Consider the following 4,637-nt stretch of genomic DNA (forward strand, 5'->3'; position numbering starts at 1 on the left):
ACGAGTGGTAAAATTTTAACGGAATTGCAGACTGGAGAAATAGGGGACGGGGTTCTGTTCTACTAAAAACAGAAAAAACTTGGAGGGTATCGGTTTTATTCGTACATTTGCAATGTAAAGAAACAAAAACCTGTACCCTTTAATTTATTAGTTTAATATGGATATAATAGATAACGTTATTAGTACAGAGGCAACAAGACGCAATGTCCGTTTAATGTTGCCTATTATGATACATTGGGCTAAGACTGGTCACAAAGAGCATACTTATGACGATTTGATTCATGCAATAGGCAAGCAAAAATTCTCAGGTATTGGTTATGCTTTAGGTTGTGTGCAAAATGTGCTTGAAGAATTAAGTCGCATGACAAAACGCGATATACCACCGCTCAATTCCCTTTGTAAGAACGCCAAGACGATGCTTCCTTCAGATGGTTTTGGATACGTTAGTAAAAAATACAACAGCTTAGACGATAATGGGAAACGTGTATTTGTGGAAGGACTTGATAGCAATGCAATCAATTTCCCTTATTGGGATTGGGTATTGAAGGAATTAAATCTGAAAGAAGCTGCCCCATTTACAGAAGAGCAACTTAAAGTAATCAAAAATCCTCATTGTGGTCGTGGTGGGGAGGGAGAAGAACATAAAGCCTTGAAAAAATATATCTGTCAGCATCCTGAATGTCTAAACTATAAAGATGTTGTTTTTGCAGAGACAGAACATCCCCTGCCTTCAGGAGATAGCCTTGATGTTTACTTTGAACTTTCTGACGGCAAACATGTTGCTATAGAAGTTAAACCAAGCATTGCTCCAGACCAAGATATTTGTCGTGGTGTCTTTCAATGCGTGAAATATAATGCTGTCATGGACGCGCTGAGGAAAATAGAATGTAAAGGCTATGAGATTGAGGTGCTTTTGGTGGCAGCAGGAAATTTTTCTTCTCAAAACAAAGTACTTGCAGAAGAACTTGATGTTAAATATGTGGAAGGCTTCAAATATAAATAGGAAGATTAGATAACAGGGTGATGAAGTTGGAGGTCGGAAGGCTGACCAATAACATAATCAACGAGAATCTTTAAATAAAATCCTGGCTGAAAATACGCAACAGTACGTTGCTTCTGGGGACGAATTTTGGGGAATCGCATCGGGGATGCTCGACATCTTAACGAAAATCTTGAGAAGAATCTTCAAATAGAATCCGTGTAGTCCGGAAAACAGGGGTCAGGTTCTTGTTCTATAAGATATAGAAATGTCTGGCAGGGCATACCCTCCAGACGCGGAGTGCATCGTGAAAACTGGCAGCCCGTATGCGAGCCAACCAATTTAGCAACTCTGCGACAAAATTAAATAAAAATTTTAATTTAACGAATAAAAAGAGAAAAATATACGGAAAAATTTGGAGGGTATCGGTTTTATTCGTATATTTGCAACTGAAAAAATAAATCAAATAAGGATTTTTATGAAGGGCTGAAGAGGTTGTATGTGAATACCGCCTCTTCTTTTTGTATGTTGGTGATCCGGAAATTTTTGTTATCCACGGAATACACATAGGACATCAGAAAAGGCATGACTGACACGAGCGAAAATAGATGTGACAAAATTTCAGTATTGAGCAGAAAAGATAAATTTTCAACAATTTTGGCACACTATTTGCTATACGTATATATCATTAGAGTCTCGTCCATAATATCATGGACGAGAAACCTAAAACAATCGAGAATATTAACCCTCCTGATTCCATTTGTGGATAGGGAATAACATTTTTCAATCCCAAAAACTAAAAAAATGAAGATAAAAAAAGCAATCTTCTGTAGGTATTCTTTGAACGGCGAATGTGTAGAATGTTCGTCGGCCAGCCTTAATTGGCAAAACGGCGTTAACTATGCGCATTTCCAAAACTCAAGTAAGTCACCACAATTCCACAACCTATTAAAAATATAAATATATGGCAAAGTTTCAAATCTTTACATATATGTACCGGCCAATAATGGAGAATCAGCTTGCTCTGCCTTTTGAGGAATTTAGCGAGATAGATGTGCATCAGTCTTTAGATAAAAAGCAAGAAATAACAGATGATATTCTCACTAATAAAGAAAAACTCAAATTTGAATTCGACGGAGCAGAATATGAACATGAGGTATATATCAAAGAAGGTGGTATTTACGTGTTCCGTATTGCTAACAATACACATAAACCTGTAGAGAGAGAAGACCGCTTTAGAATATTGAAGGAAATAAACCATCCTTCGTGTCTTGTCGTGATTGATAATCGTAAAGACAGACAGGTTATTGCCGTGGAACAGAAAGGAATAACTTCGGCATTTGGCAAGCATCCTCAATTAACGGATGTTCTCGAAGCAACTCTTCAAAAAGCCTTGCAGCAGTATCGCCTAACGCTTGATATAAAACCTAAATATCACACCTCGGAGTTTTGGCAAGTTGTGAACACCTCAATGCAATCAAAAGGTATAGAACTTGTGCAATTTCCTTTTCCTTATCCCAATCTTCCTGTCATTTCTGATATGGTAGGAGAATATATGTCTGATTTGGCACGACGTACCAATAGTGAACCGACTTTGCTACTTAAGGGTCAGAATAAAGAAAGTGTTGTGCTTCAAGAAGGGGATGTTTGGTTGCTAAACGCTATCAAAGCATGTGCTGCAAGTGGTAGGCCTATTCTTATTAAGCCGAAAGGTTCAGAAATTAGAAAAATTGGAGTGAAAAATCCTGTATATGAAGACATTCCAAACGGGGTATTGCATGATATTGACAAGAAAGATCTGTTCAATTCCAAATATCAACAGATTGTAGAATTTTTAAACACTATAAAACTTGTGTATGAGTAAGAATGACATAGACCTATTGAACATCTGTCTTGAAGACAATCTTTTCTGTGCTTTGCATAATGCCTTATGTGGATTTGAAAAAATGTGGCATACACCTTCTCCCGTCAACGTGTGGATGACGGCATTGGGCATAAAACATAAACTGTCAGAAAGCAAACGACCAGAATTACTGTTGGGTTATTTGTTTTCTAATATGACAAAAAGAGAAGACTTGATAGTAGGGGCTGTGCTCATTTATATAATCTCAGCTGAAGATTGGAATTCAAATAGTTCGCCATTGAAAGATGAGCTTTTAAAAAGACTTATGGCACACAGGCAGGATTTAAAAATCGTGTTTAGTGAATTTAGAAAAAGTGAAGAATGGAATGAGCAACAAGGATACTTTGTGACGCAGACCAACTACTCTGATACGGTTAATACGCAGATGAAAGTATTGCCTGAAGGCAATAATGGCGTTCGTGATTTAGTTTCTGAAGCGATAAGTAGTGGTGATAATGAGCTATGCAAAACGCTGTATATCCTATTAACTCGTATTGATTACCAAAAGGGACATATCTACGAAGGTGAAGTGAAAAGGCTGAATAATCATATAGACGAAATCAATAAAGACAGTCATAAGCCTCTTAATATTTACAACAATTATCTTGCTAATAGCTGTAATTTTGGACCTGGCAGCACACAGAATGGTGATACATTATATAAAAAACAATAGAAGACATACATACAAACAATAAAAAAATGGCACAGATAACAAACAATTATGCAGAAGGTAGCTGCGTTTTTAATGAAGGTAGTACGCAGAATGGCGACGTTACGGTAAATTATCAAGGTGAAGCAACCCCAAAGGGAACCGGATTAGGCGATAATTCGGGTATCAACAGTCCTATACACCTCTCAAACGATGCAAAAATAATAGACCTTATCCGGGTGATGAATGCCTGGTATGAATGTGGCAAGGTGGCAAATGCCACAGGGGGAAGACCTACAAAAAAGGAGTTCTTTACATGGGTTGGTAAGCTTTTTAATGTAAATCTTGAAAATTATGATAATAGTCTTTCCAGCTCAATGAATAGTGGGATAGATATAGACAACCAACTTAGAATCTTTGATGAACTTAAAAACAAATTCAATCAGTTATGTAGATTTAAGAAATAACGATAATAATAGATACGTATATGAGCATCTTGCTGTAGCAGGGTGCTCTTTTTTTTATCATAAGGTATAGGTAGGGTATAGGTAAGGTATAAGAATAATTCCATCAAGCCATTATATCTTTGCAGCAGAAATTTCTAATTCGGAGTTTCTGCTGCATTCTTTTATAGATTTCAGTCAGCGGTCAAAAACGAAACACGGCTCCGAGCGTAGGACATGAATTACATTGTCTATATGATCCTGCGTAGTGTGAGACAATACTTTTTTTAATTAAAAAACAATGACAAAAAAGATTGTCGAGAACGGTTCTGCTTCATCGCACGAGCCACAGATTATCGGTAGCGTAGTCAACGACATGCTACAGGGTGATTCACCATTTGCTTGCGCTTACCGCGAGCATACGTCGGCCTATCCCCATACGGAATTGGGGATTGACCTCAAACTGATGACGCAACAGCCAGGGAGATTGCCTTTGGGCAGGTATCTCTGCGGTACGATCACGCGTGATGCAGAGGATCATTACCTCTTCGTGGAGCATGTGGCAAAGGCGTTATGGCCGGTAAAGCGTAACCCACACGTGTTTGTGGGACGGTATATCAACGTGAATAGAAAACCAGACGGGACTATCTATCCTACGTTCAA

Annotated in this window: 4 protein-coding genes and 1 pseudogene; all 5 read left to right on the forward strand. The window is 37.9% G+C overall.

What is annotated here, in order from left to right:
- Window positions 1–157 precede the first annotated feature (157 nt).
- Window positions 158–1,003 carry a hypothetical protein gene (locus CIK89_RS13000; RefSeq protein ID WP_144007423.1) on the forward strand — a complete coding sequence of 282 codons (846 nt, stop codon included), beginning with the start codon at window positions 158–160 and terminating at the stop codon, window positions 1,001–1,003.
- A gap of 940 nt (window positions 1,004–1,943) precedes the next feature.
- Window positions 1,944–2,843 carry a hypothetical protein gene (locus tag CIK89_RS13005; protein WP_144007424.1) on the forward strand — a complete coding sequence of 300 codons (900 nt, stop codon included), beginning with the start codon at window positions 1,944–1,946 and terminating at the stop codon, window positions 2,841–2,843.
- Window positions 2,836–3,555, forward strand: coding sequence for a hypothetical protein (locus CIK89_RS13010; RefSeq protein WP_094391787.1), 720 nt, complete (start codon window positions 2,836–2,838; stop codon window positions 3,553–3,555). The genes CIK89_RS13005 and CIK89_RS13010 overlap by 8 nt, the downstream gene beginning before the upstream one ends.
- A gap of 26 nt (window positions 3,556–3,581) precedes the next feature.
- The gene (locus tag CIK89_RS13015) at window positions 3,582–3,998 is read left to right on the forward strand and encodes a hypothetical protein (protein WP_094391788.1); all 417 of its coding nucleotides are present in this window, start codon (window positions 3,582–3,584) and stop codon (window positions 3,996–3,998) included.
- Window positions 3,999–4,275: 277 nt separating this feature from the next.
- Window positions 4,276–4,637: pseudogene (locus CIK89_RS13020) on the forward strand (hypothetical protein); the annotation flags it as partial.

This window comes from Prevotella sp. P4-119, from assembly GCF_002251345.1.
Classification (GTDB): Bacteria; Bacteroidota; Bacteroidia; order Bacteroidales; family Bacteroidaceae; genus Prevotella.

What these genes read in the sequence shown, in the direction of transcription:
- CIK89_RS13000 (WP_144007423.1), top strand. Translation starts at nt 158, where the DNA reads ATGGATATAATAGATAACGTTATTAGTACAGAGGCAACAAGACGCAAT.
- CIK89_RS13005 (WP_144007424.1), top strand. Translation starts at nt 1,944, where the DNA reads ATGGCAAAGTTTCAAATCTTTACATATATGTACCGGCCAATAATGGAG.
- CIK89_RS13010 (WP_094391787.1), top strand. Translation starts at nt 2,836, where the DNA reads ATGAGTAAGAATGACATAGACCTATTGAACATCTGTCTTGAAGACAAT.
- CIK89_RS13015 (WP_094391788.1), top strand. Translation starts at nt 3,582, where the DNA reads ATGGCACAGATAACAAACAATTATGCAGAAGGTAGCTGCGTTTTTAAT.